24 protein-coding genes are annotated in these 24,276 nt (G+C 45.7%); 9 read left to right on the top strand and 15 right to left on the bottom strand.

Annotated elements, in window-relative coordinates; genetic code table 11:
• Nucleotides 1–82: 82 nt before the first annotated feature.
• Nucleotides 83–1,801 carry a cellulase family glycosylhydrolase gene (locus K1Y79_RS06285; protein WP_220249145.1) on the bottom strand — a complete coding sequence of 573 codons (1,719 nt, stop codon included), beginning with the start codon at nucleotides 1,799–1,801 and terminating at the stop codon, nucleotides 83–85.
• A gap of 308 nt (nucleotides 1,802–2,109) precedes the next feature.
• On the opposite strand from K1Y79_RS06285, the gene hutG reads away from it, so the two are divergent.
• Together hutG and K1Y79_RS06275 are read left to right on the top strand one after the other, a co-directional pair.
• A complete protein-coding gene (gene hutG, locus K1Y79_RS06280; RefSeq protein WP_220249144.1) occupies nucleotides 2,110–3,111 on the top strand; it encodes a formimidoylglutamase in 1,002 nt (333 codons plus the stop codon).
• A 94-nt stretch (nucleotides 3,112–3,205) separates the two neighbouring features.
• Nucleotides 3,206–3,805, top strand: a complete 600-nt coding sequence (locus K1Y79_RS06275; protein ID WP_220249143.1) for a hypothetical protein — start codon at nucleotides 3,206–3,208, stop codon at nucleotides 3,803–3,805.
• A 204-nt stretch (nucleotides 3,806–4,009) separates the two neighbouring features.
• Here the strand turns inward: K1Y79_RS06275 and purU are convergent, their stop codons facing one another.
• Nucleotides 4,010–4,873, bottom strand: coding sequence for a formyltetrahydrofolate deformylase (gene purU, locus K1Y79_RS06270; RefSeq protein WP_220249142.1), 864 nt, complete (start codon nucleotides 4,871–4,873; stop codon nucleotides 4,010–4,012).
• Nucleotides 4,874–4,938: 65 nt separating this feature from the next.
• Between purU and K1Y79_RS06265 the strand changes: the two genes are divergently transcribed.
• Nucleotides 4,939–5,430, top strand: a complete 492-nt coding sequence (locus tag K1Y79_RS06265) for a metallophosphoesterase family protein (protein WP_220249141.1) — start codon at nucleotides 4,939–4,941, stop codon at nucleotides 5,428–5,430.
• 38 nt (nucleotides 5,431–5,468) lie between these two features.
• A complete protein-coding gene (locus tag K1Y79_RS06260; protein WP_220249140.1) occupies nucleotides 5,469–6,572 on the top strand; it encodes a DUF4421 domain-containing protein in 1,104 nt (367 codons plus the stop codon).
• Here the strand turns inward: K1Y79_RS06260 and K1Y79_RS06255 are convergent.
• Together K1Y79_RS06255 and K1Y79_RS06250 are read right to left on the bottom strand one after the other, a co-directional pair.
• Nucleotides 6,569–7,213: an HD domain-containing protein gene (locus tag K1Y79_RS06255; RefSeq protein WP_220249139.1), complete on the bottom strand. Its 645-nt coding sequence runs from the start codon at nucleotides 7,211–7,213 to the stop codon at nucleotides 6,569–6,571. The two genes, K1Y79_RS06260 and K1Y79_RS06255, sit on opposite strands and share 4 nt — an antisense overlap.
• 76 nt (nucleotides 7,214–7,289) lie before the next feature.
• Nucleotides 7,290–9,557, bottom strand: coding sequence for an aconitate hydratase (locus K1Y79_RS06250; RefSeq protein WP_220249138.1), 2,268 nt, complete (start codon nucleotides 9,555–9,557; stop codon nucleotides 7,290–7,292).
• A gap of 234 nt (nucleotides 9,558–9,791) precedes the next feature.
• On the opposite strand from K1Y79_RS06250, the gene K1Y79_RS29505 reads away from it, so the two are divergent.
• Together K1Y79_RS29505 and K1Y79_RS06240 are read left to right on the top strand one after the other, a co-directional pair.
• Nucleotides 9,792–10,013 (top strand): PspC domain-containing protein, encoded by a 222-nt coding sequence (locus tag K1Y79_RS29505; protein ID WP_220249137.1) that lies wholly within the window; start codon nucleotides 9,792–9,794, stop codon nucleotides 10,011–10,013.
• A gap of 335 nt (nucleotides 10,014–10,348) precedes the next feature.
• Nucleotides 10,349–11,152, top strand: coding sequence for a DUF4382 domain-containing protein (locus K1Y79_RS06240; protein WP_236059506.1), 804 nt, complete (start codon nucleotides 10,349–10,351; stop codon nucleotides 11,150–11,152).
• Between the two features lie 82 nt (nucleotides 11,153–11,234).
• Here K1Y79_RS06240 and K1Y79_RS06235 read toward each other — a convergent pair whose 3' ends face one another.
• A complete protein-coding gene (locus K1Y79_RS06235; protein WP_220249136.1) occupies nucleotides 11,235–11,636 on the bottom strand; it encodes a hypothetical protein in 402 nt (133 codons plus the stop codon).
• Between the two features lie 284 nt (nucleotides 11,637–11,920).
• Entirely contained in the window at nucleotides 11,921–12,748 is an 828-nt protein-coding gene (kdsA, locus tag K1Y79_RS06230; RefSeq protein WP_220249135.1) for a 3-deoxy-8-phosphooctulonate synthase, read from the bottom strand.
• A 253-nt stretch (nucleotides 12,749–13,001) separates the two neighbouring features.
• Between kdsA and K1Y79_RS06225 the strand changes: the two genes are divergently transcribed.
• From K1Y79_RS06225 to K1Y79_RS06215, 3 genes are all read left to right on the top strand, one after another.
• Complete coding sequence (locus K1Y79_RS06225; protein ID WP_220249134.1) at nucleotides 13,002–13,946, top strand: NAD-dependent epimerase/dehydratase family protein; 945 nt, start codon at nucleotides 13,002–13,004, stop codon at nucleotides 13,944–13,946.
• A 47-nt stretch (nucleotides 13,947–13,993) separates the two neighbouring features.
• Nucleotides 13,994–14,854, top strand: coding sequence for a helix-turn-helix transcriptional regulator (locus K1Y79_RS06220; RefSeq protein WP_220249133.1), 861 nt, complete (start codon nucleotides 13,994–13,996; stop codon nucleotides 14,852–14,854).
• A 77-nt stretch (nucleotides 14,855–14,931) separates the two neighbouring features.
• Nucleotides 14,932–15,951: a S41 family peptidase gene (locus tag K1Y79_RS06215; RefSeq protein WP_220249132.1), complete on the top strand. Its 1,020-nt coding sequence runs from the start codon at nucleotides 14,932–14,934 to the stop codon at nucleotides 15,949–15,951.
• A 75-nt stretch (nucleotides 15,952–16,026) separates the two neighbouring features.
• Here the strand turns inward: K1Y79_RS06215 and K1Y79_RS06210 are convergent, their stop codons facing one another.
• The 9 genes from K1Y79_RS06210 to K1Y79_RS06170 all read right to left on the bottom strand — a co-directional run bounded on the left by K1Y79_RS06210 (nucleotide 16,027) and on the right by K1Y79_RS06170 (nucleotide 24,265).
• Complete coding sequence (locus tag K1Y79_RS06210) at nucleotides 16,027–17,274, bottom strand: sulfate adenylyltransferase subunit 1 (RefSeq protein WP_220249131.1); 1,248 nt, start codon at nucleotides 17,272–17,274, stop codon at nucleotides 16,027–16,029.
• Nucleotides 17,275–17,385: 111 nt separating this feature from the next.
• The gene (gene cysD, locus K1Y79_RS06205; protein WP_220249130.1) at nucleotides 17,386–18,294 is read right to left on the bottom strand and encodes a sulfate adenylyltransferase subunit CysD; all 909 of its coding nucleotides are present in this window, start codon (nucleotides 18,292–18,294) and stop codon (nucleotides 17,386–17,388) included.
• 74 nt (nucleotides 18,295–18,368) lie between these two features.
• Nucleotides 18,369–19,052, bottom strand: coding sequence for a phosphoadenylyl-sulfate reductase (locus K1Y79_RS06200; protein WP_220249129.1), 684 nt, complete (start codon nucleotides 19,050–19,052; stop codon nucleotides 18,369–18,371).
• A 780-nt stretch (nucleotides 19,053–19,832) separates the two neighbouring features.
• Nucleotides 19,833–20,261 carry an RrF2 family transcriptional regulator gene (locus K1Y79_RS06195; RefSeq protein ID WP_220249128.1) on the bottom strand — a complete coding sequence of 143 codons (429 nt, stop codon included), beginning with the start codon at nucleotides 20,259–20,261 and terminating at the stop codon, nucleotides 19,833–19,835.
• A gap of 57 nt (nucleotides 20,262–20,318) precedes the next feature.
• The gene (gene dapB / locus K1Y79_RS06190; RefSeq protein ID WP_220249127.1) at nucleotides 20,319–21,035 is read right to left on the bottom strand and encodes a 4-hydroxy-tetrahydrodipicolinate reductase; all 717 of its coding nucleotides are present in this window, start codon (nucleotides 21,033–21,035) and stop codon (nucleotides 20,319–20,321) included.
• 24 nt (nucleotides 21,036–21,059) lie between these two features.
• Entirely contained in the window at nucleotides 21,060–21,680 is a 621-nt protein-coding gene (locus K1Y79_RS06185) for a DUF5683 domain-containing protein (protein ID WP_220249126.1), read from the bottom strand.
• A 73-nt stretch (nucleotides 21,681–21,753) separates the two neighbouring features.
• Complete coding sequence (locus K1Y79_RS06180) at nucleotides 21,754–22,689, bottom strand: ParB/RepB/Spo0J family partition protein (protein WP_220249125.1); 936 nt, start codon at nucleotides 22,687–22,689, stop codon at nucleotides 21,754–21,756.
• The gene (locus tag K1Y79_RS06175) at nucleotides 22,673–23,494 is read right to left on the bottom strand and encodes a ParA family protein (RefSeq protein WP_220249124.1); all 822 of its coding nucleotides are present in this window, start codon (nucleotides 23,492–23,494) and stop codon (nucleotides 22,673–22,675) included. The genes K1Y79_RS06180 and K1Y79_RS06175 overlap by 17 nt, the downstream gene beginning before the upstream one ends.
• 90 nt (nucleotides 23,495–23,584) lie before the next feature.
• On the bottom strand, nucleotides 23,585–24,265 hold the full coding sequence (locus K1Y79_RS06170; RefSeq protein WP_220249123.1) for a metal-dependent hydrolase: 681 nt from the start codon (nucleotides 24,263–24,265) through the stop codon (nucleotides 23,585–23,587).
• Between the last annotated feature and the right edge of the window lie 11 nt (nucleotides 24,266–24,276).

Below are 24,276 nucleotides of genomic sequence, written 5' to 3'. Positions count from 1 at the left end.
TAATAACTGATTGACAGCAGAAGGGTGCATCAAAGCAATTGATGCACCCTTTGTCATGTTGGGGATACGTGTTATATGCTGATTATTGTTTGATAATTTTGCGGGTGATCACCTGCTGACCATAAGTAAGCTTCAGGGTATATACACCTTTTGGCAGCTGTGTGCCTGTAAGGCTGGTATTGTACTGGCCTGCGTCCAGGCGACCGCGTTTTAATACAGCAACCTGCTTACCATTCAGATCAAATACAGCAAGTAATACCTGGGCCGGTTTGTCCAGATAGAAGCTCACTGTACTATGCTCACTAAATGGATTAGGATAGTTTGTCAGTGAGGCAGGCTGTTTTTCCGTTGGGATCATCTTCGTGGCTGCCAGTGTGGAAGCTGCCGCACCAGAGCTGATAACTCTGACTTCCGTGAGGCTGTTCCATGCATTGGTACTGTTACCATGTCCTACAATTCTTACATATTTAGCGCTGCGGGCCGCAAAGTTGAATGCCTCCAATGCATTGGAAGTACCACTGCTCTGTAAGCCGGTAGCAGCGTTCGCCCAATTGTTACCATCGGTACTGGTCAGGATATCAAAGAAAGTACGGCGGGTAGTACCATTGTAGAAAGCGATATTCACCCCTGTTACGGTAGTGGTATTACTCAGGCAGAACTGGATCCATTGACCGTCTCCTTCAGCAGACCAGCGGGTACTGTAGTTATTGTCCTGTACGTTGGCAGGTACGTTGCCATCATTTGCACTGGCAGAAACAGGTACGCAGGTATTGCCGGTCGGGAAGTCATCTGCAGGGTTCAATATACGCTCCCTTATCCACGCGCCTGCAGGTTTCAGGCGTGCAGTCGTCCATGGACCGTTAGAGCAGGTACCTGTAATCCATACCGCACCTGAGCGGAAATCATCTGAGTAATTCCAGTTAGTCCAGCTGATCTTTTTCCGCGCCATCAGATCAATAAACTGCTGGGCCATAGTAAAGTCATTGGGGCCGTCTCCGCTGGCTTCCTGGGTACCAAATTCAGTGACGAATACAGGTAGTCTGTCAGACGCTGTATTCAGCTGATTTAAGTAGGGAGTACGGTGATCCATTGCATAGAAGTGAAAGGTATACATGACATTGGCATGCTGCAGGGGATTATTGAAAATGTCCTGCAAGGATCCGTCCCCAGACAAGCCCATGGTAGACCATCCATGCGTACCTACCAGGATCACAGCGTCATTATCAATGGCGCGTATGTGAGGAATCATCTGATCTGCATACAGCTTGATCCTGGCCCAGGTAGCGCCAGAGTTAGGCTCATTACAGATATCATAAATGATGTTGTTTTTGTTTTTGTGCGTGTTGGCAATGGCAGTGAAAAACGTTTTGGCCCTGCTGAGGTTTTCGTTAGGGTCGCCGGGAGTCAGCTGATGCCAGTCTACCAGTGCGTACATGCCGCGTGCAGTAGCTTCTTCTATCAGTCTGTTAACCTGGTTAGTAAAACCTGTAGGATCGCTGGCATAACCGCCTTCCTGTACATACAGGGAAATCCGCAGGATGTCTGCACCCCAGTCATAGGCCAGCGCATCTAGTGAGGCCGCAGTAAGACAGCTTCCCCAGCCATACCATTGTATACCGTGTGTGCTCATACCTCTGAGCTGGATGGGGTTACCATACTGATTACACAGCTTGGTACCAATAACCCGTAACTGGCCGTTTTTCTGCACCGGCGTCTGCGCACGGGCATGTAAAGTGATACTCAGCAGGCAAAAGACAAATGCTGCCAGCCGGAAAGAAAGGTAGGTTCCAATCTTCTTCATTTGGATAGTTGTTTTGAGGGTGATAAATAATAAAACTATGATGGATTTGTAATGGCTACATACGTGGAATTTGACATGGTAAAAACATAGGCGCTATGCTACAGGTGATAGGTTATTCAGTCGCTACAGGTCTTTATGCAATCGTTTGCTGCAATATAGGGAAAAATATTGATCAGGTACATTTCTGTCTTCCTCCACTCACGAATCCCGGCATAACACTGATAGGATACCGATATCTATCCGTCAGTTACCGTGCAAACACGCGGATAACGTCACTATTCCGTTAACAGTACTAACTTTGTAGTACTATGATAAAGCCAGATTATTACAGGCAGCCGGTTGCCTGGACAGGAAGAATAGACGGGACTGCCGAAGAATTATTACGCTGGCATCAGCGAATTATTCCGGTTAATCTGTTGACAGGTGCACTACCGGTATTAAAACCACATCAGCAAGGTGTTGTTTTCCTGGGGTTTGCCAGTGATGAAGGTGTACGCCGCAATCAGGGCCGTGTGGGTGCAGCAGAAGGTCCGGCCGCATTAAGGCTTGCATGTAGCAATTTCCCTGTTCATTTCGATAGTGAACTGGTACTCGCTGATGCAGGTGATATTATCTGTAAGGACAATCAGCTGGAGGAGGCGCAGCATTCACTGTCTGCAGCAGTACTGAGCATTCGTAAGGCGGGTTATCTGCCGGTACTATTGGGTGGAGGACATGAGATCACTTACGGACATGCGCATGGCATATATCAGCACCTGACAGGACGGAAGCGTGGTGAGAAGCTAGGACTACTGAATATGGATGCACACTTCGATCTGCGCATGACAGGTACAGAAGGTAGTACATCAGGTACCAGCTTCTGGCAGCTGGCCCAGGACTGTAACCTGGAAGGTGTTCCTTTTCACTATCTGGCCCTTGGTATACAGGCTAACAGTAATACGCAGCAGCTTTTTCGTATAGCGGGAGACCTGGAAGTACAATATGTTGATGCCGACGCTTTTCACCTCCAGGATAAGCCACTGGTCCATGCTGCTATTAATCAGTTCCTGCGGGATGTGGATCATGTATACCTGACTATTGACCTGGACGTATTTTCAGCGGCTTTTGCACCAGGTGTAAGCGCTACGGCATACAATGGTATCCGTCCGGATGGATTGTTCCTGGAATGTTACCGGAATATCCTGCAAAGTGGTAAACTGGCCGGGATAGATATTGCAGAATTGAACCCCTCTCTCGATGTGGATAACCGGACAGCAAAACTTGGAGCAGGATTATTATTTGAGATGATCAGTAACTTACACTACCACTGATAGTGTCAACAATTGCGGAATGTACGCATTCTTTCCGGCAGCAGTTTTTTCTTCTTCTGCTTTTATATATTTGGCATATAAAAACATAAGTATCATGAAGTTATTCTCCGGATTAGCAATTGTAGCTGCAATCGTTTTATCCTCCACACTCACAGTAGATGCTCAGAAAATTAAGCTGAAAGAAGGCGACCTCTCTGTACTGAAAGGACAAACAGAGATCAACACCGAATTTACCTATGACGCTGTTAAAGTAGGTGAATTTGATGATGAGAATGATTACATCAAAAAGAAAACAGACGAGTATAACAAGAAGGAAGCTGGCCGGGGTGATACCTGGGCTGCAGCCTGGAAAGCCGACAGAGCTGCACGTTTTGAGCCTAAGTTTGACGAGCTGTTTTCCGAAGCAAGTGGTGTTAAGTCAGGTAAAAATCCAAAGGCAAAGTATACGCTTATCTTTAATACTACTTTCGTAGAACCAGGCTTTAACGTCGGCGTTATGCGCAAGAACGCATACGTCAATGGTGAGGCTTTAATTGTGGAGACTGCAGATAAGAGTAAAGTAATTGCCAAGCTATCTGTGGATAAAGCACCGGGTAGAATGGCCTTCGGTATGGACTTCGATACCGGTGCGCGTATTACCGAATCTTATGCAATGGCAGGTAGAGGTTTAGGCCGATTTGTGAAGAAGCAATAAACGTATAAAGATATACTCCATGGATGTATTCATCCCGATGGAATATCCTTAGTATACCTTAAATAGGTAAGTCGATCACATCAGTTTTCTTATATAAAGGCGGCTATCTCAGATACCATTGAGATAGCCGCCTCTGTTCAGGAAGCAACTACCTTCTCCATATATGTAGCGCTGTTACTTCCCATATAGTTTTAATAGCTCTTATCAGAACACGATTGTCTTGTTGCCATGTATAATCACCCTGTCTTCAACGTGTGCAATAACTGCTCTTGTTAACACCTGTCTTTCGATGTCCCTGCCTAACATCACCAGGTCATTCACTGCGTGACGATGACTTACCCTGGCTACATCCTGATCAATGATCGGTCCTTCATCCAGGTCGTCAGTTACATAATGGGCAGTAGCTCCAATTAGTTTTACACCCCGTGTATAGGCATTTTTATAGGGATTTGCACCTGCGAAGGCCGGCAGAAAGGAGTGATGAATATTGATAATCTTTCCCGGGAATGTGCTGACAAAGGACGGCGATAATATCTGCATATAGCGGGCCAGTACAGTAAAATCAGCCTTCGCATCCTGTATCAGTTGAATAGCTTCCTGTTCTCTGGCTGCTTTACTTCCCGGATCCACAGGAAGATAGTGGAAGGGTATACCAAAATCTTCAGTTACCTCCCTGAGATCTTCATGATTGGAGATAACCAGGGGAATATCCACCGGTAGTTCTCCGCTGCGCCAGCGCCATAATAATTCCATCAGGCAGTGATCATAACGGGATACCATGATAGCCATTTTCTTGCGGTGGGAGCTGTAATCAATACGCCAATCCATTTTTAGCGGCGCTGCTACCTTTTCCTGGAACTGTTTTTCCAGTTCAGCGATAGTGACAGCAGTATTTTCAAGGTGAAAGACCATGCGCATGAAGAAAAGACCTTCCTTCGGATCAGTACTATGCTGACTGGCATCCAGGATATTTGCGCCACAGGTAAACAGGAATTGGGATACGCCGGCAACTATACCGGGCCGGTCAGGACAGCAGATCAATAACCTGCCGGTAATATCGGTTTGCATAAAAATAGGTATATATTATCAGTAAAATACTAAATGTTATTTTACTTTTGGCCCAATTTTGATGCATGAAGAAGATAGGTTTGATGTCAGATACACATAGTTACCTGCACCCTGACGTATTTAGATATTTCGATAAAGTCGATGAGATCTGGCACGGCGGGGATATCGGGAACACAGCACTGGCGGATAAACTGGAGGCTTTCAAGCCTTTTCGTGCAGTATATGGTAATATCGATGGCGCTGAGTTAAGGGTGCGTTATCCACTGCATCTGTCCTTTGAGATAGAGCAGGTAAAGGTTTTCATGATCCATATTGGTGGATATCCCGGAAAATATGCCCCGGGTATCAAAGAACAGCTGAAGGAATATAAGCCCAAATTATTCATATGTGGTCATTCCCATATATTAAAGGTAATGCCTGATCCGGCTCTGCAACTATTGCATATTAATCCGGGAGCCTGTGGGATTCAAGGATGGCACAAGGTCAAAACTTTGTTACGCTTTGAATTATCAGATGGTAATATCAGTCAGCTGGAGGTAATTGAGCTGCCGAAGTAACGTAGGAAACAAGGTGTTAATACTTCAATTGTAATGTGATGCTGAAATGGCTTGCTTTATTGACGGCATGTTTGCTGATTTGTGTAGCAGTTTCTGCACAACATACCCCATTTTTCAAAAAGGCCATCCGCTGGCTGGAAGCCGAAAATGATTCCAACTATATCGAAGAGCATACAGAAGACCTTACTGTCCGCCTGTTTGGTTCCAGAAAGTATAACAACTACGATATAGTGGATAATGATATCGTAGAAGGCTCCGTTACTGATAATGGGGTAGTTAATGCTAAAAGCTCAAAAGATGTCTTATACCGGCCCAATACGCCCTTTAACGTCGGTTTTGGGTTCAACTACCGTTTCCTTGCTATTAATCTGGCCTTTAACCTGTCGGCGATCAATAAGGAAAGTGGAGAGTACGGTAAGACCAAAATGCTGGATCTGCAGACCCACATTTATACCCGCAGACTGGTAGTAGATTTCTACGGACAGATTTATAATGGTTACTATATCGCCAATACCCGTCAGCTGATAAGCAGCCTGGGTACTAATGCCGGTTCCAATAATGTGGAAATGATCCGTCCGGATGCCCGTAATGTCAACATCGGGTTAAACGTACAGTATATCTTTAATTCCAAGCGCTTCTCCTACCGGGCGGCCTACTTACAAAACGACTACCAGAAAAAAAGCGCCGGGTCATTTCTGGTGGGAGGGGAGGTTTTTGGTGTAAGGATGAAAGGCGACTCCGGGCTGATACCTTCCTACATTCAAAGTACCGGTTTCTTCAACGGAGAGAACTTCAACCGCACGCGTATTATCAGCGCTGCTGCTAATGCCGGATATGCGCATACATTCGTTTATAAGCAACATTGGTTTACTACACTATCCCTGAGTGGCAGCCTTGGCGTCAATCATACAATCATGAACAGGGTAGCAGCTACCGACCTGAGGAAGATAGGTCTTCAGTTCAATAATAATGTGCGGATATCCGTAGGTTATAACTCCAGCAGGTACTTTGCAGGTATCCACTATGTATACCTGACTACGCGCAGCCAGTCTCCCGTGCCTGATACCTACCAGACAATGGGAGCAGGCAATTTCCGCGTTAGTTTAGCCAGAAGATTTACGCTGAAGAAGCCACTCTTTTAAGAGAACTGTGTCTGCAATGATGCCATTTCTGTCCTGATATTCTCAATAGCAACTGCCTCATATTGCTCTCTGAAAGCGGTAGTCTTGAATATCGCTGGTGCATTTAGAAAATGCTGTAAGGCGTTTCTCCTGCCGGCATTATACACGATATCTGAATAAATATGATATTCCTTTCTGATCTGTTCTGCATATGCCTGATACTGCTCAGCAGGTGCTCCTAATATAGACAGGTCGAAATCCAGGAAATAGTCCAGATCCGGATTGCCGGTAGTATTCTCATGCGACTTTGTAGCACGGATAAAGTGCATGACGGTTTCTATATCGTTCGCCGGGTAATCTGTCTGGAAAAGGAACTCAGCTGCGGCCATCGCACTCTTCTCCTCATTGTCCACCTGCTGGATATCGTAGATGATATCATGGAAGAAGATTGCCAGGAGAAAGTTCTCATTATCCGTAATAAGGTCGCTATGCTTTACCTGCAGTTGCAGTAGCGCATAGATATGGGAAAGGTTATGGTAATGGCGGTGGGTTGCGGAATAGTGATCTGAGAGCAGCTCAAATCCCTGATCTATAAATGCCTGATTCTTTGTGTAGGGTTCCAGCAGTTGTTGCCAGACGTTTTGTAAAGTTTCTTTCTGCATAGGGGTAAAGGTAAAAATAAAAATCCCGTCTGCAGACGCAGACGGGATCCTTTATCATTTTATAGCATAAAGCTGATTATGCATTTGCAAACTGGGCACGGATTACGTTCAGTGCACCACCTGCTTTGAACCACTCAATCTGTTGTTCATTGTAGGTATGGTTTACTGCTATTTCGTCCTTGCTGCCGTCTTTGTGGTTAGCCACAACAGTCAGCTGCTTGCCAGGTGCGAAATCATTCAGGCCAACGATATCTAATGTATCATCTTCCTGGATTTTATCGTAATCTTCCTTGTTAGCGAAGGTCAATCCGAGCATACCCTGCTTTTTCAGGTTAGTTTCGTGAATACGGGCGAAAGATTTCACCAGGATAGCACGAACGCCCAGGTGACGTGGTTCCATAGCAGCGTGTTCACGGCTGGAACCTTCACCATAGTTTTCATCACCTACCACGATAGAACCGATATTAGCAGCTTTATATGCGCGCTGTACAACAGGTACGCCTGCGTATTCGCCATTCAGCTGGTTCTTAACGGTGTCAGTTTTGTCATTGAATGCGTTCACCGCACCGATCAGCATATTATTAGATATGTTGTCGAGGTGACCACGGTATTTTAACCACGGACCAGCCATAGAGATATGGTCAGTAGTACATTTACCTTTTGCTTTGATCAGCAGTTTCAGACCTTTCAGATCTGTACCTTCCCATGCAGCGAATGGTGCCAGCAGTTGCAGACGGTCGCTGGTTGGAGATACGATTACCTGAACACCGCTACCATCAGCTGCAGGAGCCTGATAACCAGGATCTTCTACAGAGAAACCTTTAGTAGGCAGTTCAAAACCACTTGGTTCGTCCAGCATTACTTCCTGACCGTCTTTAGTCTTAAGTTTGTCAGTCAGCGGGTTGAACGTCAGGTCACCTGCGATTGCAAAAGCTGTAACGATCTCAGGAGAAGCAACGAAAGCGTGCGTAGCAGCCAGACCATCATTCCTTTTAGCGAAGTTACGGTTGAAGGAAGTGATGATTGAGTTTCTACGGTTTGGATCATCGATGTGACGAGCCCACTGGCCGATACAAGGACCGCAGGCATTAGCCAGTACAACACCACCGATCTGATCGAAGGTATTCAACAGACCGTCTCTTTCGATGGTATAACGTACCAGTTCAGAACCCGGTGTGATAGTATATTCAGCTTTTACGTCGAGGTTTTTATCAACCGCCTGTTTCGCCAGGGAAGCAGCACGGGAGATATCTTCGTAAGAAGAGTTAGTACAGGAGCCGATCAGTGCAACTTCCAGTTTCTCTGGCCAGTTGTTTTCTCTTACAGCCTGTGCAAATTTAGAAATAGGCCATGCTAAATCCGGAGTGAACGGACCATTTACATGTGGTTCCAGTTCGTTCAGGTTGATTTCAATTACCTGATCGTAGTATTTTGCAGGTTCAGCATATACTTCAGCATCCGGACGCAGGTGTTCTTTTACTCCGTCAGCCAGAGCAGCTATTTCCTGACGCTCAGTAGCATTCAGGTAAGCAGCAATCTTGCTATCGTAAGCAAATACAGAACAAGTAGCACCGATTTCAGCACCCATGTTACAGATAGTACCTTTACCGGTAGCGCTCAGGCTATCAGCACCTTCACCAAAATATTCAACGATACAGCCAGTACCACCCTTAACAGTCAGTACGCCTGCTACTTTCAGAATTACGTCTTTTGCAGAAGCCCAGCCACTCAGTTTACCAGTCAGTTTAACACCGATCAGTTTAGGCATTTTCAGCTCCCATGGCAGACCTGCCATTACGTCAACCGCATCAGCACCACCTACACCGATTGCCAGCATACCCAAACCACCCGCATTAGGAGTGTGAGAGTCAGTACCAATCATCAGACCGCCCGGAAACGCATAGTTTTCCAGTACTACCTGGTGAATGATACCAGCGCCTGGCTTCCAGAAACCAATACCGTATTTGTTAGAGATAGACGCCAGGAAGTCGTATACTTCCCTGTTGGTATCCACGGCAGTCGCCAGATCTTCTGTGGCGCCTGTCTTAGCTTGAATGAGGTGATCACAGTGTACGGTAGAAGGAACTGCAACTTTATCACGACCACAGGTCATGAACTGCAACAGCGCCATCTGCGCGGTAGCATCCTGCATCGCTACGCGATCGGGAGCAAACTCCACATAAGACTTTCCACGCTCAAACGCCGCAGTGGTAGGTGCATATAAGTGAGCATATAAAATCTTTTCTGACAGTGTGAGCGGGCGTCCCAGCATTTTACGGGTAGCTTCCACCTTACCCGGCAGTGCCGCGTACACTTTTTTAATCATTTCAATATCAAACACCATGGAAAAAAATAATTTAAGACCGGTTAGAAAATGCACCGCAAAATTAATTAAATTCAACAAGTTTTTAAAAGATATGTAGACGATTGTCTATAAATGGTCAGCTCGCAAAATGACCGGTCGCCCTGAAGTAACACTGTTAAATATGCCGCTAATTCACTGCCAGCGCACTATCAGCCGCTTTCCGGTATAGAAATTGAACTTGTTTTTGAGCCGGGATTGTAATAAATTTGATATATGAATAGAATTAAAGATTACGTGGAATGGCAGGCCTTCGGGGTTTGTACAGCTATCGGCAATAAGCTGGGCATAGCAACCTCACGTATCCGCCTGTTTTTTATCTATACTTCATTCCTTACGATGGGGTCCCCAATCATCGTGTATATGATTATGGCGTTCTGGGTTAATATGAAAAATTATATCCTCAACGCCCGCAGGAACCCCCTCAGGTATTTATAGTTTCCATTCCCGCTTACCAGTATAATAACAGCAATGTAGTAATTTGATGGATGCCACCCCACCCCAGGGCATGCTATGTCCATCTATTACAATGATTTATACGATAAAATATACCTGCCACCGCTATTCCTTACCCTACCTCCAGCGCCACTTATTCCATCATTCACATGTCATATACATAATGTGGATAATTTCTTCTGCGCTTACTTACAGTATTTTATAAGTGAAATACACCGTATCTTTCCCCGATCGTTCTCACTCTTCCAATTTCCTTTAGATTCAGGTACTACTTTAGCTCAGCAATTGTCGGAAATTTTAACCAAATACACTATAGAATGAGAATGCCTGCACTGAAACACCTTGTTAGCAGTATGCTGCTGCTAAGCACTACCTTGCTCATTACCTCCTGTTCAAAAGATGATAAACAGGATAAAGCACGTTTACAAGTTGCACTAACAGACGATCCCGGAGATTTTAAAGCTGTCTACATTGACGTTCAGGAAATTAACGTTAATTACAATGACAATGATGACAATGGTTGGCAGCCATTACCCGGTATGAAAAGAGGCCGCTACAACCTCCTCACCCTCGTTAATGACAAAGATACCGTACTGGCCGATGCTGAAATCACATCAGGAACTATAAAAGAAATAAGATTAGTACTGGGGGATAACAACTGGGTAGTTACCAATAACGGCGACTCAGTAAAACTGCAAACGCCAAGCGGACAATCATCCGGTATCAAGCTGAAAATCAATATGCCGGTGTCTGGTGGTATATTATATAAGTTACTCCTGGACTTTGATGTAGCTAAATCTATACACGAAGCTGGCAATTCAGGTAAATACATCCTCAAGCCTGTTATCCGAACTATCCTGGAAGCGCAGGGAGGAAGTATCCGGGGAGTAGTCCTGCCAGCAGTGCTGCCGTCCGCTGTACTGGTACTGAATGGTAACGATACCATTGCCAGTACCTACTCAGGTACCGGTGGCGCTTATATGCTGAAAGGCCTTGCGGCAGGTACCTATGCGTTGCACTACATTTCGGTAGACTCCCTGTTACAACCTGTTGTAAAACAAAGCGTAGTTGTGGAAACAGGTAAAGTTACCAACATTGACACACTGACATTAACACGATAATCACCCGAGTGTCTATTGCTGATAACCACAAATAAAAAATCCATCCGGCTGTCCGGATGGATTTTCTGTTTATAAGAATATCTTAGTCCAGGTGGAAATTTGTCATCTCATGATAATGATTCTGCAACTGGTTAACAGTAATAGCGCCTTTGATCTCCCTGTGCTCATCACGATAGTCCAGTCTAGTAGCCGGCCCGCCATCAAGTGTGTGCAGCTTCACAGAGAACGGTCCTCTTACATAGATCTCACCGCCGCTGTTAACAGATAAAGATTCGTCTTTTTTAAACTTTAGCCTCAATAACTGCTCTTCATTCAGTGGAATAGCATACAGGTCTTTCAGATCATACCAAAATTCCTGCTCGCCTGTTAATACGCAGACCTGCTTGTCTTCACGGTTAACTTCTAAAACCTGACCTTCCACAGTGCGTCCTTCATACTCCACTAAAACTGTATCTCCTGCTTTTACATCATGTAAATTGATCATGGTGAGTAAATTTTTTTGGGTGTTAGTATTAATTATGAGTCTGAAAATGAGTTGGTCGTACACCAATATAAGAAAAAGAATCAGGAATTGGCACTGGTAATTTTACACTGCTACTCCTGATCAGTAACCCATTCCTCATCACTCATAACGCTTTCCTTGCAGGTAATCAGGCAAACCGTCTGCCAAATAATCCGGGTACACTATCCGGCATAAAAAAATGCAGCGAAGAAAAGTAGCCTGCTACCTGTCTTCGCTGCATTACTGCTATATAATGACTGTTGCTCTTAGCTTTTTACTACTTCTCTGATTCTCACCAGTTGCTCCAGTAAACCTTCCAGCAAGTCCAGATGTAACATATTAGCGCCATCAGATTTTGCTTTTGATGGGTCAGGATGTGTCTCAATAAAGATACCATCTGCGCCAGTAGCAATAGCTGCTTTTGCAATAGTGCCAATCAGTTTAGGATTACCACCTGTTACACCACTGGTCTGGTTAGGCTGCTGCAATGAGTGCGTACAGTCCATTACTACAGGTACGCCATGCTCACGCATCACCGGAATATTACGATAGTCAACTACCAGGTCCTGATAACCGAAAGTAGTACCACGTTCAGTTAACCAGACCTTGTCATTGCCTGATTGCTTTATTTTCTCTACAGCAAACTTCATTGCTTCTCCACTTACAAACTGGCCCTTCTTTACGTTCACAAACTTACCGGTTTCCGCCGCTGCCAGCAGTATGTCTGTCTGGCGGCAAAGAAATGCCGGAATCTGTAATACATCTACGTATGCCGCTGCCATGGCAGCTTCTGCCGCAGAGTGAATATCGGTTGTAACAGGCAGATCAAACGTTTCTTTTGTCTTCTGAAGCAAATCCAGACCCTCTACATCGCCTACTCCGCTAAAGGAGTTGATGCTGGTACGGTTCGCTTTACGGTAAGACGCCTTGAACATATATGGAATATTCAGTCTCTTGCAGATTCCGGATACTTTTTCAGCTACATGCATCAGCAGCGCTTCATCCTCTACTACACACGGACCGGCGATCAGAAAAAAGTTGTCAGGATTGTATTGATCCTTAAAAAGGGATTTCAGATGTGTTGTTGCTGACATGATTTTTGTATTTGAGACCGCAAAGTTACGCTATTCTCAGAGATTACCTTTCAGCATCAATACTATCCTGATCAGACGATTTGTCATGGTATTGTAATCCGGTGCTATGGGGCGTTCTCTGGGCGCGTATCTTCTATAGAAGGGTTTTGCAGATTGTTACCGCATTGTCATGCGAGGAGCCAGGCACTTCTGAATTATTGCGGAAGCTGTTAATATTACGTTTCAATTAAACAAGCCATTCATTCGAGATAGCATGAAGAAAGATAAAATACTGGTAATCGGAGCCTGCGGGCAGATTGGTGTTGAACTTACACTCGCATTAAGGAAGATGTACGGAGATGCAAACGTCATCGCTTCAGATCTCCGCGAAGAGCACGACCTGCTTAAAGGTACCGGCCCTTACGTATCCCTTGATGTTATGAACAAGGAAATGCTGCACGTACTGGTTATACGTCACAATATTACCCAGATATACCTGCTCGCCGCTATCCTTTCTGCTACCGGTGAAAAGAACCCGCTGCTCGCCTGGCACATCAATATGGCCAGTCTGCTGAATGTACTGGACATTGCAAAAGAAGAAAATATTGATAAAGTATATTGGCCAAGCTCCATCGCTGTATTCGGTCCTAACTCACCGAAAGATGAAACGCCTCAGCACACTGTTATTGAACCAACTACCATTTACGGTATCAGCAAATTTGCAGGTGAACGCTGGTGCGAATACTATAACCACCGTTATGGTGTTGACGTTCGCAGCCTCCGCTATCCAGGCCTGATCAGTTATAAATCTGCTCCCGGCGGCGGTACTACCGACTATGCTGTAGAAATATACCATGAAGCACTGGAAGAAAAGAAATATACCTGCTTCCTCTCTGAAAGCACTTACCTGCCAATGATGTACATGCCTGACGCTATCCGCGCTACCATCGAACTAATGGAAGCTGATAAGGATAAAATCAAAGTACGATCTTCCTACAACCTGGGTGGTATGAGCTTCTCTCCAAAAGAAATCGCTGCGGAAATCAAAAAACATATTCCTGAATTTACCATCAGCTACGAACCAGATTACCGTCAGCAGATCGCTGACAGCTGGCCAAAGAGCATGGATGATACCCTGGCCCGCCAGGACTGGGGCTGGAAACCAGAATACTGCCTCGAAAAGATGACTACAGATATGCTCAAAAACCTGAAAAAGTAAGCGCTTCTTCCTACATTTGGCTTAGCGCAAACCTTCAACTTTCGCGTATGAAGCTGGAAAATGGGGAATATCTGGGTAAAAACAGTCAGACTTTCTATGCAGACGGTCTGATTATCAGTAAAACTGTATACCGGGAAAAGGTGTTTGAAGGATGGCATTATCATCAGAATAATCACCTCTCCTTCATACTGAATGGCGGTAACCGCGAATACCGCCACCATACAGACAAGATTATCTTACCCGGTAATATCGTCTTGTATCATAGCGGTGAATGGCACCGGAACTGCCATACACAGCATCCTTCACACAATATCAATCTTGAGATAGAAGATCGTTTTTTACAACAATATGAGGCCTGCTTCAACAGGTCTCATATTGCTTTTAAGCCCCTCCATACTCTTCAGGAACTCACTTCCGGCATAACCGCTATATCCCAACGCAACCGCCTCACGCAAACCAATGCATGGCTCACCGCCATCAGGATATACCATGACTGCAAAGCCGGAGATATACATACTGCTACTTCTGTACATCTGCAGCTGCTATCCCTGCTGCAAGCTGCCACCGGCAAGCCAAAAGAAGAGAAATACCTGTTCGGCGGCAATACCGAAAAGATCATTGAACTATTGCATGACCGCTGGAATGAATCTGTATCCCTGCAGGAACTGAGTAGTGTCAGCGGCCTGCACCCTGTCACAGTATCCCGGCACTTTGCTGCTTATTTTGACTGTTCCCTGGGAGAATATATGCGCCGTATCAGAATACAAAAAGCGCTCTTCCTCGTCAGGCAACCTGATATCTCTCTGACAGACATTGCCTATCGCTGCGGCTTCTTCGACCAGAGTCACTTCATCCGGGCTTTTAAAACGCAGACCGGCTTCCTGCCAGGTGCCTTCCGCAAGCTGTAATCATCTTTTTATCTCCCGCTAAATCCATCCTATTTTTAGCGCGCCGCTTCACAGACCTTTGCCCTAAAAACAAGGATATGCATCTACGGATCATAGCGTTAATACTTATCTGCCACCTCTGTTGCCTCACAGCAGGCGCGCAGTCATTTTCTTCTACTACAGCTAATACTGCCATAAAGAAGATGGCCGCACTACTGCGGGATCATTACGTGCATAAGGAAAAGGGCGATACCCTGGCCCTTCGGTTGCTGGCTGCCCATAAAGCAGGCCAGTTTGCTACTGCAAAAAGCTGGAAAGACCTGGAACAACTCACCACCAGCTATCTGCAGGAAATAAGTCATGACGGCCACCTGTACGTCAAAAATGACCCCGCTACCAGCAAACAATTACTGGCGGCTAAGGCTATTCCTGCGGATACAACCGGCACCGCTGCCAGGAAACTCTCTGCCAGTGAAGACCTTTTCTTTTACGGTCCGGAGGCGGCCGCCCGCAATTATGGCTTCGAAAGTGTACGTGTAACGCCCGATAATGTGGGACATCTCCAGCTGTCTGCCATCAATATTTCCCGTAAAAGCCTCCCGACCTTGTATGCGGCCATGCGTTTTGTGGCCAACACGCGGGCATTGGTAATCGACCTGCGGAATAACGGAGGCGGTGGTAGTGATACCGGAGCGGTATTTGAAAGCTACTTTCTGCCGCCTGCAATGCCCTTGCTGGTATTCACAGGCAGAACAGGTATACAGTCTGCCGATAGCACAGTATCCTGGTTAAAAGAGGCTCCCTATAAGCAACCGGTATTCATTCTGGTCAATGGCCGCACGGCATCCGCAGCAGAAGCATTCACCTTTGTTTTACAAAAAACAGGTAGGGCCTTAGTGATAGGAGAGCGCTCTGCCGGCGGAGCAAATATGAATGTATGGTTCCCGGTCAATGATGAACTGCTGATATCTATCTCTCAAATGGCCCCGGTATGGCCAGGGACTACGGATAGCTGGGAGCAGAAGGGCATACAGCCTGACTGTATTGCCACCACTCCGGCAGAAATAGATGCCTGCATCCATGCGCGTATCGGCAAGCCCCGCTACAGACCCCGGTAACTCCCTTCCGCCAACAAATAAAAAGGGCTGACCATTTAATTGGTCAGCCCTTTGACATATTAGTAAGTTCAGTTGTTAGTCTACAAATCCCACTGCCACCGTTGAATTGCTCATCTCATCAATCAGGATGAACGCTCCATTGGCAGGATTCGCGTCATAGCTGTCAGCAAATATCGGTGAGGCGGTCTTCAGTGATATCTTACCGATATCATTCAGCCCTAGTTCCTTTTTGTCTTCCACTATCTTATTGGAAGTCACATCAATCACATGCTGTATCTGCTGCACTTTCGCTTTCACCCGGTTTACGCCATGCTGTAACAGGTAAGTCTTACCAGGTACCAGTTTTGTCTGATCCATCCAGCATACCTGTGCAGCTATTTCTTTCAGCAGGGCAGGTGCATTCTCAGGTTTCGAGAGCATGCTGCCACGGCTGGTATCAATTTCATCTTCCAGTGTGATGACAACACTCTGACGGGCTTCCGCTGTAGTCAACTGTGTTTCAAACTGTTCTATCGTTTTAATGCGGCTTTTCTGCTGTGATGGCAGGGAGATAATCTCGTCGCCCACATTAAAGTGACCGCTTACAACTTTACCGGCAAAACCACGGAAATCATGGTAGGCATCTGTCTTCGGACGGATCACTGACTGCACCTTAAAGCGTGCAGGGTGGCTGCTGTCAGCATGATCAAAGGTAATCTGTTCAAGATATTCCAGCAGCGACTCACCGGAATACCAATTGATCTTTTCTGAGCGGGTGGCCAGGTTCTCTCCATACAGGGAAGAGATCGGGATGAATTTAATAGAAGGCGCTTTAAATGTAGCGTTGGCAATCAGTTCCTGGAAATCTTCCACAATCTGATTAAAACGCGCTTCGCTGTATTCAACAAGGTCCATCTTATTCACACACACTACCAGGTATGGAATACGCAGCAGAGAGGCAATGAAAAAGTGACGGTATGTTTGTTCCACAATACCTTTACGGGCATCGATCAATATCAGAGATACCTGTGCATTGGAAGCACCAGTAACCATGTTACGCGTGTACTCAATGTGACCCGGAGTATCGGCAATAATGTATTTGCGGGAAGGAGTGGAAAAGTAGATATGTGCTACGTCAATGGTAATACCCTGTTCACGTTCAGCCACGAGGCCGTCTGTCAGCAGCGACAGGTCAGTAAAATCAAGTCCTTTGCGTTTGCTGGCAGCATGTAAAGCTTCCATTTTATCCTGTGGGATAGAATGTGTATCATAAAGCAATCTACCTATGAGAGTGCTTTTACCATCATCTACACTGCCGGAAGTGGTTATACGTAAAACCTCCATGTTATATTTTTTAAGTGACAGCAGAGGGGCCTCTCCCGTCATAATTTTATACTAGTTGAATAATGCGTATCCCTGCTAAGGGGAATGAATGTAGCCGTACAGGCGTACTGCTTAGAAGTAACCGGCCTGTTTCCTTTTCTCCATAGCGGCTTCAGAGCGCTTGTCGTCAATACGGGCTCCTCTTTCAGATATCTTGGCTTCCAGTATTTCAGAGATGATATCTTCCAGTTTATCAGCCTCAGAGATCACAGCAGCAGTACATGTCATATCGCCCACAGTACGGAAGCGTACTTTCTGGCGGAATGGTGTTTCTTCTTCTGTCGTATTGAGGAATGGAGAGTATGGCCAGTACATGCCATCTCTTTCAATGATCTCTCTTTCGTGGGAGAAGTAGATAGATGGTATCTGCAGATTCTCTCTGCGGATATAGTTCCATACATCCAGCTCCGTCCAGTTGGAAATCGGGAACACACGTACATTCTCACCCAACTGTATTTTACCATTGAGCATATCAAACAGCTCCGGACGTTGCATTTTAGCGTTCCACTGACCAAATTCATCTCTTACAGAGAAGATCCTTTCTTTTGCGCGGGCCTTCTCTTCATCTCGACGTGCACCGCCGATGCAGGCATCAAATTTCAGTTCTTCAATTGCATCCAGCAGGGTAACTGTCTGCAGTGCATTTCTGCTGGCATATTTGCCGGTTTCTTCCTGCGCTTTACCCTGATCAATGCTATCCTGCACATATCTTACTCTAAGATCCAGACCCAGTGACTCCACTAACCAGTCGCGGAACTGGATAGTTTCAGGGAAATTGTGACCAGTATCTACATGCAGTAAAGGAAAAGGAACTTTACCAGGGTAAAATGCCTTCTGCGCCAGTCGCACAATCGTGATTGAATCTTTACCACCTGAAAACAGGATAGCAGGACGTTCAAATTGTGCAGCTGTTTCACGTAAAATATAGATGGCCTCGTCTTCCAATGCCTGCGGAAACTCCCACTGTATTTTATTGGTCATAGTCTTTATATTTAAATGTCCCTCGGGGACCATATGAATCAAATCAGTTACAAATTAAAAAAGGGAAAGTGAAATCAGCCATGCAATCCGCATTCTTTTTTCGATAGCTCCCACCACCATCTGCCGGCACGAGGATGTTCGCCGGGTTCGATGGCGCGTGTACAGGGGGCACATCCGATAGAGATGAAACCTGTATCATGCAATTTATTGTAAGGAACGTTCTTTTCTTTCAGATAGTCTATCATCTGCTGGTAGCTCCAGTCGATCAGCGGATTGAATTTATACAGCTGCCTGTTCTCATCCCATTCCAGTGCGTGGAGTGACTGCCGGTTTTCCGATTGCTCAGCGCGCAGCCCTGTAATCCATACTTTTACACCTTGTAAGGCCCGGTTGAGCGGTACTACCTTGCGGATATTACAACACTCTTTACGGTTTTCCACAGAGTCGTAAAAACTATTAGGACCTTTGTCCAGCAATAGTTTTTCAACTGATGCTGTTTCCGGGAAATAAACTTCAAACTGTTTTTTGTAGCGGGCCCGGGTAAGATCCATCAGGTCATAGGTTTCCTGAAACAAACGACCGGTATCGAGTGTGAATACCCTGATGGGTAGGTTGGCGCGCCAAATCATGTCGGCAATCACCTGATCTTCCTGTCCAAATGAGGTGGAAAAAGCCACCGCCCCGGGAAATTGTGCTGCCAGATACTGCATGGCAGCAATTGGATCTAGCCCTTCCAGTGCTGTACTGATATTATCCATGTGATCTATCTCAAAAATCCGGCATCCATTCATAGTTGCCTGTGAATGCCAGTGATACTTCCTTTTATAATTGACAACTTCTGCTGTCTACAAAAATACATAAACTCTATAAAAAAGATAGGCTTTTTTTGATGGTGAGAAGGTGGTAATATATGTTATTGACAATCAGCATGTTGTATGTTTTGCTTGATCATGCAGGTAGCCGGCGCTGAATAGGATTATGAGGAATAATACAGCTTTCTTCAGGTAGCGGAGTCTGCTTTTAGGGACTGTTTTTATAGGTTAAACGCGTCGGACTAACAGTATCGTAATGTTGAAATGTATTTGGCTGAACGATGGGAACGAAATCTGACCACCGTCTACCGGAATTGCTTGTTCAATGGTCGTTGCTTCCAATTTGCAGGGTCGAATCAGGTATAATGTATCATATCATCGGGCAGTCAGGAGGTCACTAGAAGGTCACCTCAATATCCCCGGGATATTGAAGTGACCTTCTAGTGACCTTTTGGTGTATAGTTAATATGAAAGGTAGACCCTGATTAAGCAGACGCTTAAGGCAGCGTGATTGTAAGCCGGAAGCCGGATGTATAAGACAATTGGTGAGGCCGGCACCATTATGGAACAGCATATCGGAAGTCGGAAACGAGGAGGGTGATCAGGGAAGAGAAGGTGGTTTGCCAGAAGGAGGGGAGGCGATGCAACAGGCAATTAATATTAAGCTGCCCGGCGAAGGGGAGTAGTGGACATAAAAAAGCCGGAGCGTTAACTCCGGCCTTTTTGTTAAAATATAGACACATTTCGTGTCAGGATATCCTTAAGTGTCTTATTCTCAAGGATTTTCAGTGTTGCGTCTCTTACTTTGCCCATCACGTCGTTCAATCCGCAGACAGCCTCATCCCGGCAGTTCTCACATTTCTCATAGTAATTGAGGCTTACGCAGGGAAGTAATGCGATGGCTCCATCCAGCAGTCGGATGATTTTCGCCAATGGAACTTCTTTTGGCGTTTTCAGCAGGTAATAGCCTCCGCCTTTACCTTTTTTACTGCCAAGAATACCGGCATTCTTCAATTCCAGCAGGATATTCTCCAGGAACTTGATAGAAATGTTCTTTTCCTGGGCGATTTCAGATATCAGAATAGGTCCTTTATCTGCGTTTTCTGCCAGGTGTATGAGTGCGTGAAATGCGTACTGTGTTTTTTTAGACAACATATCGTTTCTCCCAGATGATCTAAGAATAATACTGCAAAGATAACAGCTTTTTAGCTCTTACAGGCTCAATACGTCCTTCATACTGAATACGCCTTTTTTACCGAGTATCCATTCAGCGGCAACTACAGCGCCGGAGGCAAATCCTTCACGTGAGTGTGCAGTGTGAGTGATGGTAATATCGTCAATGCTGGAGGTGTAGGTAATGCTATGAGTACCTGGTGCAGGGTCGATGCGTTTAGATACGATAGATAGTTGCGCTTCGGCTGCTTCCTCAGTATTTACCCATTCTTTTTTACGCAATACTTTCTCCATCACTTGTTCAGCTAGGGTTATAGCCGTACCGCTTGGAGCGTCTTTTTTCTGTGTGTGATGGATTTCTTCCATTTTCACACCGTATTGTGACTGGGTAGCCATTAATTCGGCCAGGCGTTTGTTGATTTCAAAGAAGATATTCACGCCTACGCTGAAGTTACTGGCATATAGGAAGGCCTGGTGTTGTTCCAGGCACAGGGATTTTACTGTAGGGAGGTGTTCGAGCCAGCCGGTACTACCACAGATAACAGGTACATTGGCAGCGAAACATTTCAGGATATTGTTATAGGCGGTTTCGGGACCGGTAAACTCGATAGCTACATCAGCCTTGCTGAGGGCATCTTTCTCCAGCAGGTGCTGGCTATCCTGGTCAATGCGGTGAACAACTTCATGTCCTTTGGCAACGGCGATAGCCTCAATTGCCTTTCCCATTTTTCCGTAACCGATAAGCGCTATTTTCATGATATTCTATTAGTAGGGGAGGTGTTACCATTTACTACCGAGGGCGAGGCCCTGGCGATAGGTTTTTTTCTTGCCGATACTTACACGAAGACTGAGTCCCAGTGCCTGATTGTTGATAATAGTTGGCATTACTCTCATACTGAGGTCGTCTGACATATTAAAATCTCTCAGGTGGGCGAATACTGTTGCATCCACTATATTGAGGCCGTAGGCCAGTACGAAGACGAGTACAGAGTAATCCACATATTCTCGGTATATGTCTCTGAGGGACTTCAGCGAGTTAGGATTAGGATATCTGGTCTCGAACTGGTCGCGGGTATCGGCGTTACCGTCCATGCGGATGCGGTAGGCATCGCGGTAGGTACGGTAATTATCCATATTAAAGATAAAGGTCCCGGTGGTGATACCGAGTGCCGCATATACCAAAGGAAGTTTCCAGTATTGACGGTTGTAGATCTGTCCCAGGCCGGGCAGGACGGCAGAATAGAAGGCTGCTTTCCTTGGGCTGTGGGGGCTGCGTATCATTACCGGAGGTACTGAATCTCTTTTTACAAATAGTTCAGTGGTATCCTGCCGGTTATCTGGCTGTTGTTTTCGCAGGTAGTCAGCTTTGAGGCTGTCCTGGGCAAACAGGCAGGTTGGCATGCAGATAATAACAACCGGTAGTACCAGTAAACAAATGCGAGATAAATAAAAGGAGAAAATGTTCCCTGACGTATTAGCCACCGTATAAGTCTATTTTTTCTAAGATGCTGTCGAGTTCCTCGTCAGAGTAAAACTCGATGGTCACACTGCCTTTTCCGTTCTTGCTTCTGTCCAGCTTTACTTTTGTTGAAAAATGGGTTGCCAGGTTGTCTTCTATTTTCTGATAAGCAGGCGGTAATGTGCTTTTACCAGCGGCCTTCTTAATGTTGTTTTTATCGAGGCTGGCAGTTTTACGTACCAGTTCTTCTGTTTGGCGTACAGACAGGCCATTTTGCATGATTTCGTTGTAGACGAAGAGTTGTTTTTCAACATTTTCTACAGCGATCAGTGCGCGGGCGTGTCCCATGCTGATCTGGCCATTACGAACAGCTACCTGGATATCAGGTGGCAGTTTCAGCAGGCGGATATAGTTGGTGACGGTACTTCTTTCTTTACCCATACGGTCAGCTACCTGCTCTTGCGTGAGTACGCACTCTTCCATGAGGCGTTTGTAGCTGAGGCCTATTTCTATGGCATTCAGATTTTCGCGTTGCAGGTTTTCCAGCAGGGCCAGTTCCAGAAGTTCCTGGTCGTTAGCCTGACGGATATATGCCGGAATATCTTTAAGGCCGGCCATTTTACTTGCACGCAGACGTCTCTCACCTGCTATGAGCTGGTACTTTTTAGCTCCCAGTCTGGACACGGTAATAGGTTGTATTACATCGTGCAGTGAGATGGACATGCTTAATTCCTGTAAAGCTTTCTCATCGAAGTCCCGGCGCGGCTGTTTCGGATTGATTTCCACCTGATCGAGCGGGATACGCTCGATACCAGTAGCCTGTGCTACGACGTTGTCCCCCAGTGCGCTGGAGGTTTGTTTCAGGTCTGTATCAATATTTTGCAGCAGCGAACGGATACCTTTACCCAACGCCTCTTTCTTATTAGGATTGCCCTTACTCTGATTGCTCATTGTTAATTGCTAAGATTTTGTCTTCCAGGTTAATACGTGTAAAGTTATTCTTTTGCAGAATTTCTTTTGCCAGGTTCAGGTAGTTAATGGCGCCGGTACTGGCAGCGTCGTACATGATCACGGATTTACCGAAGCTTGGTGCTTCACCCAGTTTGGTATTACGGTGGATGATGGTGTTGAATACACTTTCTTCAAAGTGTTGTTTTACCTCATCGACTACCTGGTTGCTGAGGCGAAGGCGGCCATCGTACATGGTCATCAGGATACCTTCGATAGCCAGGTTGGTGTTCAGACGGCTTTGAACGATCTTAATGGTATTTAACAACTTACCCAGACCTTCCAGTGCGAAGAACTCACATTGTACGGGGATGATCACAGAGTCAGACGCCACGAGTGCGTTCACAGTGATCAGGCCCAGGGAAGGAGAGCAGTCTACTATTACGAAATCATAGTCCTCTTTTACAGCATCTATCACCTGCTTCATCACCTGTTCCCTGTTTGGGTGGTTGATAAGCTCCAGTTCTGCACCTACCAGATCAATATGGGAAGGCAGCACTTTCAGGTTTGGCGTGTCCGATTCCAGGATCACATCTTTGGCCTGCCCCTCATTCACCATACAGTCGTACAGACTCTGCTGTACATTACGCAGGTCAAAACCTAAACCGGTGGTACTGTTAGCCTGCGGGTCCGCATCTACCAGCAATGTTTTATACTCCAGTACAGCCAGGCTGCTTGCCAGGTTAATAGCACTGGTAGTTTTCCCTACCCCACCTTTCTGATTAGCGATTGCAATTACTCTTGCCATTGTTGATTAGGTATTTCTTAGGTTTTACTATAGGACAATAAATAGGCATGGCGCTGGAATTGCCGTTACCATGTTAAGAATATGCTTTTGCTAAAGATCTATGCTACTTCCTATTTCAGGCAGTAACAAATCCAGTCCTGCAGCGGCAAACTGCTGCTGCGTCTTGTCCTTATCTATTTTGATATACCCAAAGGTGTCATAATGAACGCCGATAATACGCTTGCAGTCAACAAATTCTGCTGCTACAATCGCGTCTTCAGCTCCCATGGTGAAATTATCTCCTATTGGTAAAATTGCAAAATCCAGTTTAGCATACTTTGGTATGAGCTGCATGTCTAAGGTCAGTGCCGTATCCCCTGCAAAATAGAAATTTCCTTCATCCGTTGTAAACACGAAGCCCATTGGGTTACCACCATAGGAACCGTCAGGCATACCGCTGGAGTGATGAGCAACGACACATTTTACTGTGCCGAAATCAAACTGCCACTTCCCGCCAGTGTTCATTGGGTGTACCTTTTCCAGTCCCTGTTTGCCGGCCCAGCTGGTCAGTTCAAAAGCACCCACTACCGTAGCTTTAGTGCGTTTTGCCAGTACAACCAGATCTGCCACATGGTCATCATGGCCATGAGAACAGAAGATGTAATCTGCTTCTATCTTATTGATGTCCACCGCTTTTGCCAGTTCGTTATGTGTAATGAACGGGTCAAAAACAATCTTCTTTCCCTTCACCTCAATAGAGAAACTCGAATGGCCGTAATAGGTAAATTTCATTCTGCAGGTAT

Origin of the sequence: Chitinophaga rhizophila, assembly GCF_019492185.1 — a bacterium.
In the GTDB taxonomy this organism is placed as follows: domain Bacteria; phylum Bacteroidota; class Bacteroidia; order Chitinophagales; family Chitinophagaceae; genus Chitinophaga; species Chitinophaga rhizophila.
Note: the sequence above shows the minus strand (reverse complement) of the source record. Positions and strands in the feature narration are given on the sequence as shown.

What these genes read in the sequence shown, in the direction of transcription:
- K1Y79_RS06285 (WP_220249145.1), bottom strand. Translation starts at nt 1,801, where the DNA reads ATGAAGAAGATTGGAACCTACCTTTCTTTCCGGCTGGCAGCATTTGTC.
- K1Y79_RS06225 (WP_220249134.1), top strand. Translation starts at nt 13,002, where the DNA reads ATGAAGAAAGATAAAATACTGGTAATCGGAGCCTGCGGGCAGATTGGT.
- K1Y79_RS06180 (WP_220249125.1), bottom strand. Translation starts at nt 22,689, where the DNA reads ATGAGCAATCAGAGTAAGGGCAATCCTAATAAGAAAGAGGCGTTGGGT.
- dapB (WP_220249127.1), bottom strand. Translation starts at nt 21,035, where the DNA reads ATGAAAATAGCGCTTATCGGTTACGGAAAAATGGGAAAGGCAATTGAG.
- K1Y79_RS06200 (WP_220249129.1), bottom strand. Translation starts at nt 19,052, where the DNA reads ATGGATAATATCAGTACAGCACTGGAAGGGCTAGATCCAATTGCTGCC.
- K1Y79_RS06255 (WP_220249139.1), bottom strand. Translation starts at nt 7,213, where the DNA reads ATGCAGAAAGAAACTTTACAAAACGTCTGGCAACAACTGCTGGAACCC.
- K1Y79_RS06250 (WP_220249138.1), bottom strand. Translation starts at nt 9,557, where the DNA reads ATGGTGTTTGATATTGAAATGATTAAAAAAGTGTACGCGGCACTGCCG.
- K1Y79_RS06185 (WP_220249126.1), bottom strand. Translation starts at nt 21,680, where the DNA reads ATGCCAACCTGCCTGTTTGCCCAGGACAGCCTCAAAGCTGACTACCTG.
- K1Y79_RS06240 (WP_236059506.1), top strand. Translation starts at nt 10,349, where the DNA reads ATGAGAATGCCTGCACTGAAACACCTTGTTAGCAGTATGCTGCTGCTA.
- K1Y79_RS06265 (WP_220249141.1), top strand. Translation starts at nt 4,939, where the DNA reads ATGAAGAAGATAGGTTTGATGTCAGATACACATAGTTACCTGCACCCT.
- K1Y79_RS06215 (WP_220249132.1), top strand. Translation starts at nt 14,932, where the DNA reads ATGCATCTACGGATCATAGCGTTAATACTTATCTGCCACCTCTGTTGC.
- cysD (WP_220249130.1), bottom strand. Translation starts at nt 18,294, where the DNA reads ATGACCAATAAAATACAGTGGGAGTTTCCGCAGGCATTGGAAGACGAG.
- K1Y79_RS29505 (WP_220249137.1), top strand. Translation starts at nt 9,792, where the DNA reads ATGAATAGAATTAAAGATTACGTGGAATGGCAGGCCTTCGGGGTTTGT.
- K1Y79_RS06220 (WP_220249133.1), top strand. Translation starts at nt 13,994, where the DNA reads ATGAAGCTGGAAAATGGGGAATATCTGGGTAAAAACAGTCAGACTTTC.
- K1Y79_RS06175 (WP_220249124.1), bottom strand. Translation starts at nt 23,494, where the DNA reads ATGGCAAGAGTAATTGCAATCGCTAATCAGAAAGGTGGGGTAGGGAAA.
- K1Y79_RS06235 (WP_220249136.1), bottom strand. Translation starts at nt 11,636, where the DNA reads ATGATCAATTTACATGATGTAAAAGCAGGAGATACAGTTTTAGTGGAG.
- hutG (WP_220249144.1), top strand. Translation starts at nt 2,110, where the DNA reads ATGATAAAGCCAGATTATTACAGGCAGCCGGTTGCCTGGACAGGAAGA.
- K1Y79_RS06260 (WP_220249140.1), top strand. Translation starts at nt 5,469, where the DNA reads ATGCTGAAATGGCTTGCTTTATTGACGGCATGTTTGCTGATTTGTGTA.
- K1Y79_RS06210 (WP_220249131.1), bottom strand. Translation starts at nt 17,274, where the DNA reads ATGGAGGTTTTACGTATAACCACTTCCGGCAGTGTAGATGATGGTAAA.
- K1Y79_RS06170 (WP_220249123.1), bottom strand. Translation starts at nt 24,265, where the DNA reads ATGAAATTTACCTATTACGGCCATTCGAGTTTCTCTATTGAGGTGAAG.
- K1Y79_RS06275 (WP_220249143.1), top strand. Translation starts at nt 3,206, where the DNA reads ATGAAGTTATTCTCCGGATTAGCAATTGTAGCTGCAATCGTTTTATCC.
- purU (WP_220249142.1), bottom strand. Translation starts at nt 4,873, where the DNA reads ATGCAAACCGATATTACCGGCAGGTTATTGATCTGCTGTCCTGACCGG.
- K1Y79_RS06195 (WP_220249128.1), bottom strand. Translation starts at nt 20,261, where the DNA reads ATGTTGTCTAAAAAAACACAGTACGCATTTCACGCACTCATACACCTG.
- kdsA (WP_220249135.1), bottom strand. Translation starts at nt 12,748, where the DNA reads ATGTCAGCAACAACACATCTGAAATCCCTTTTTAAGGATCAATACAAT.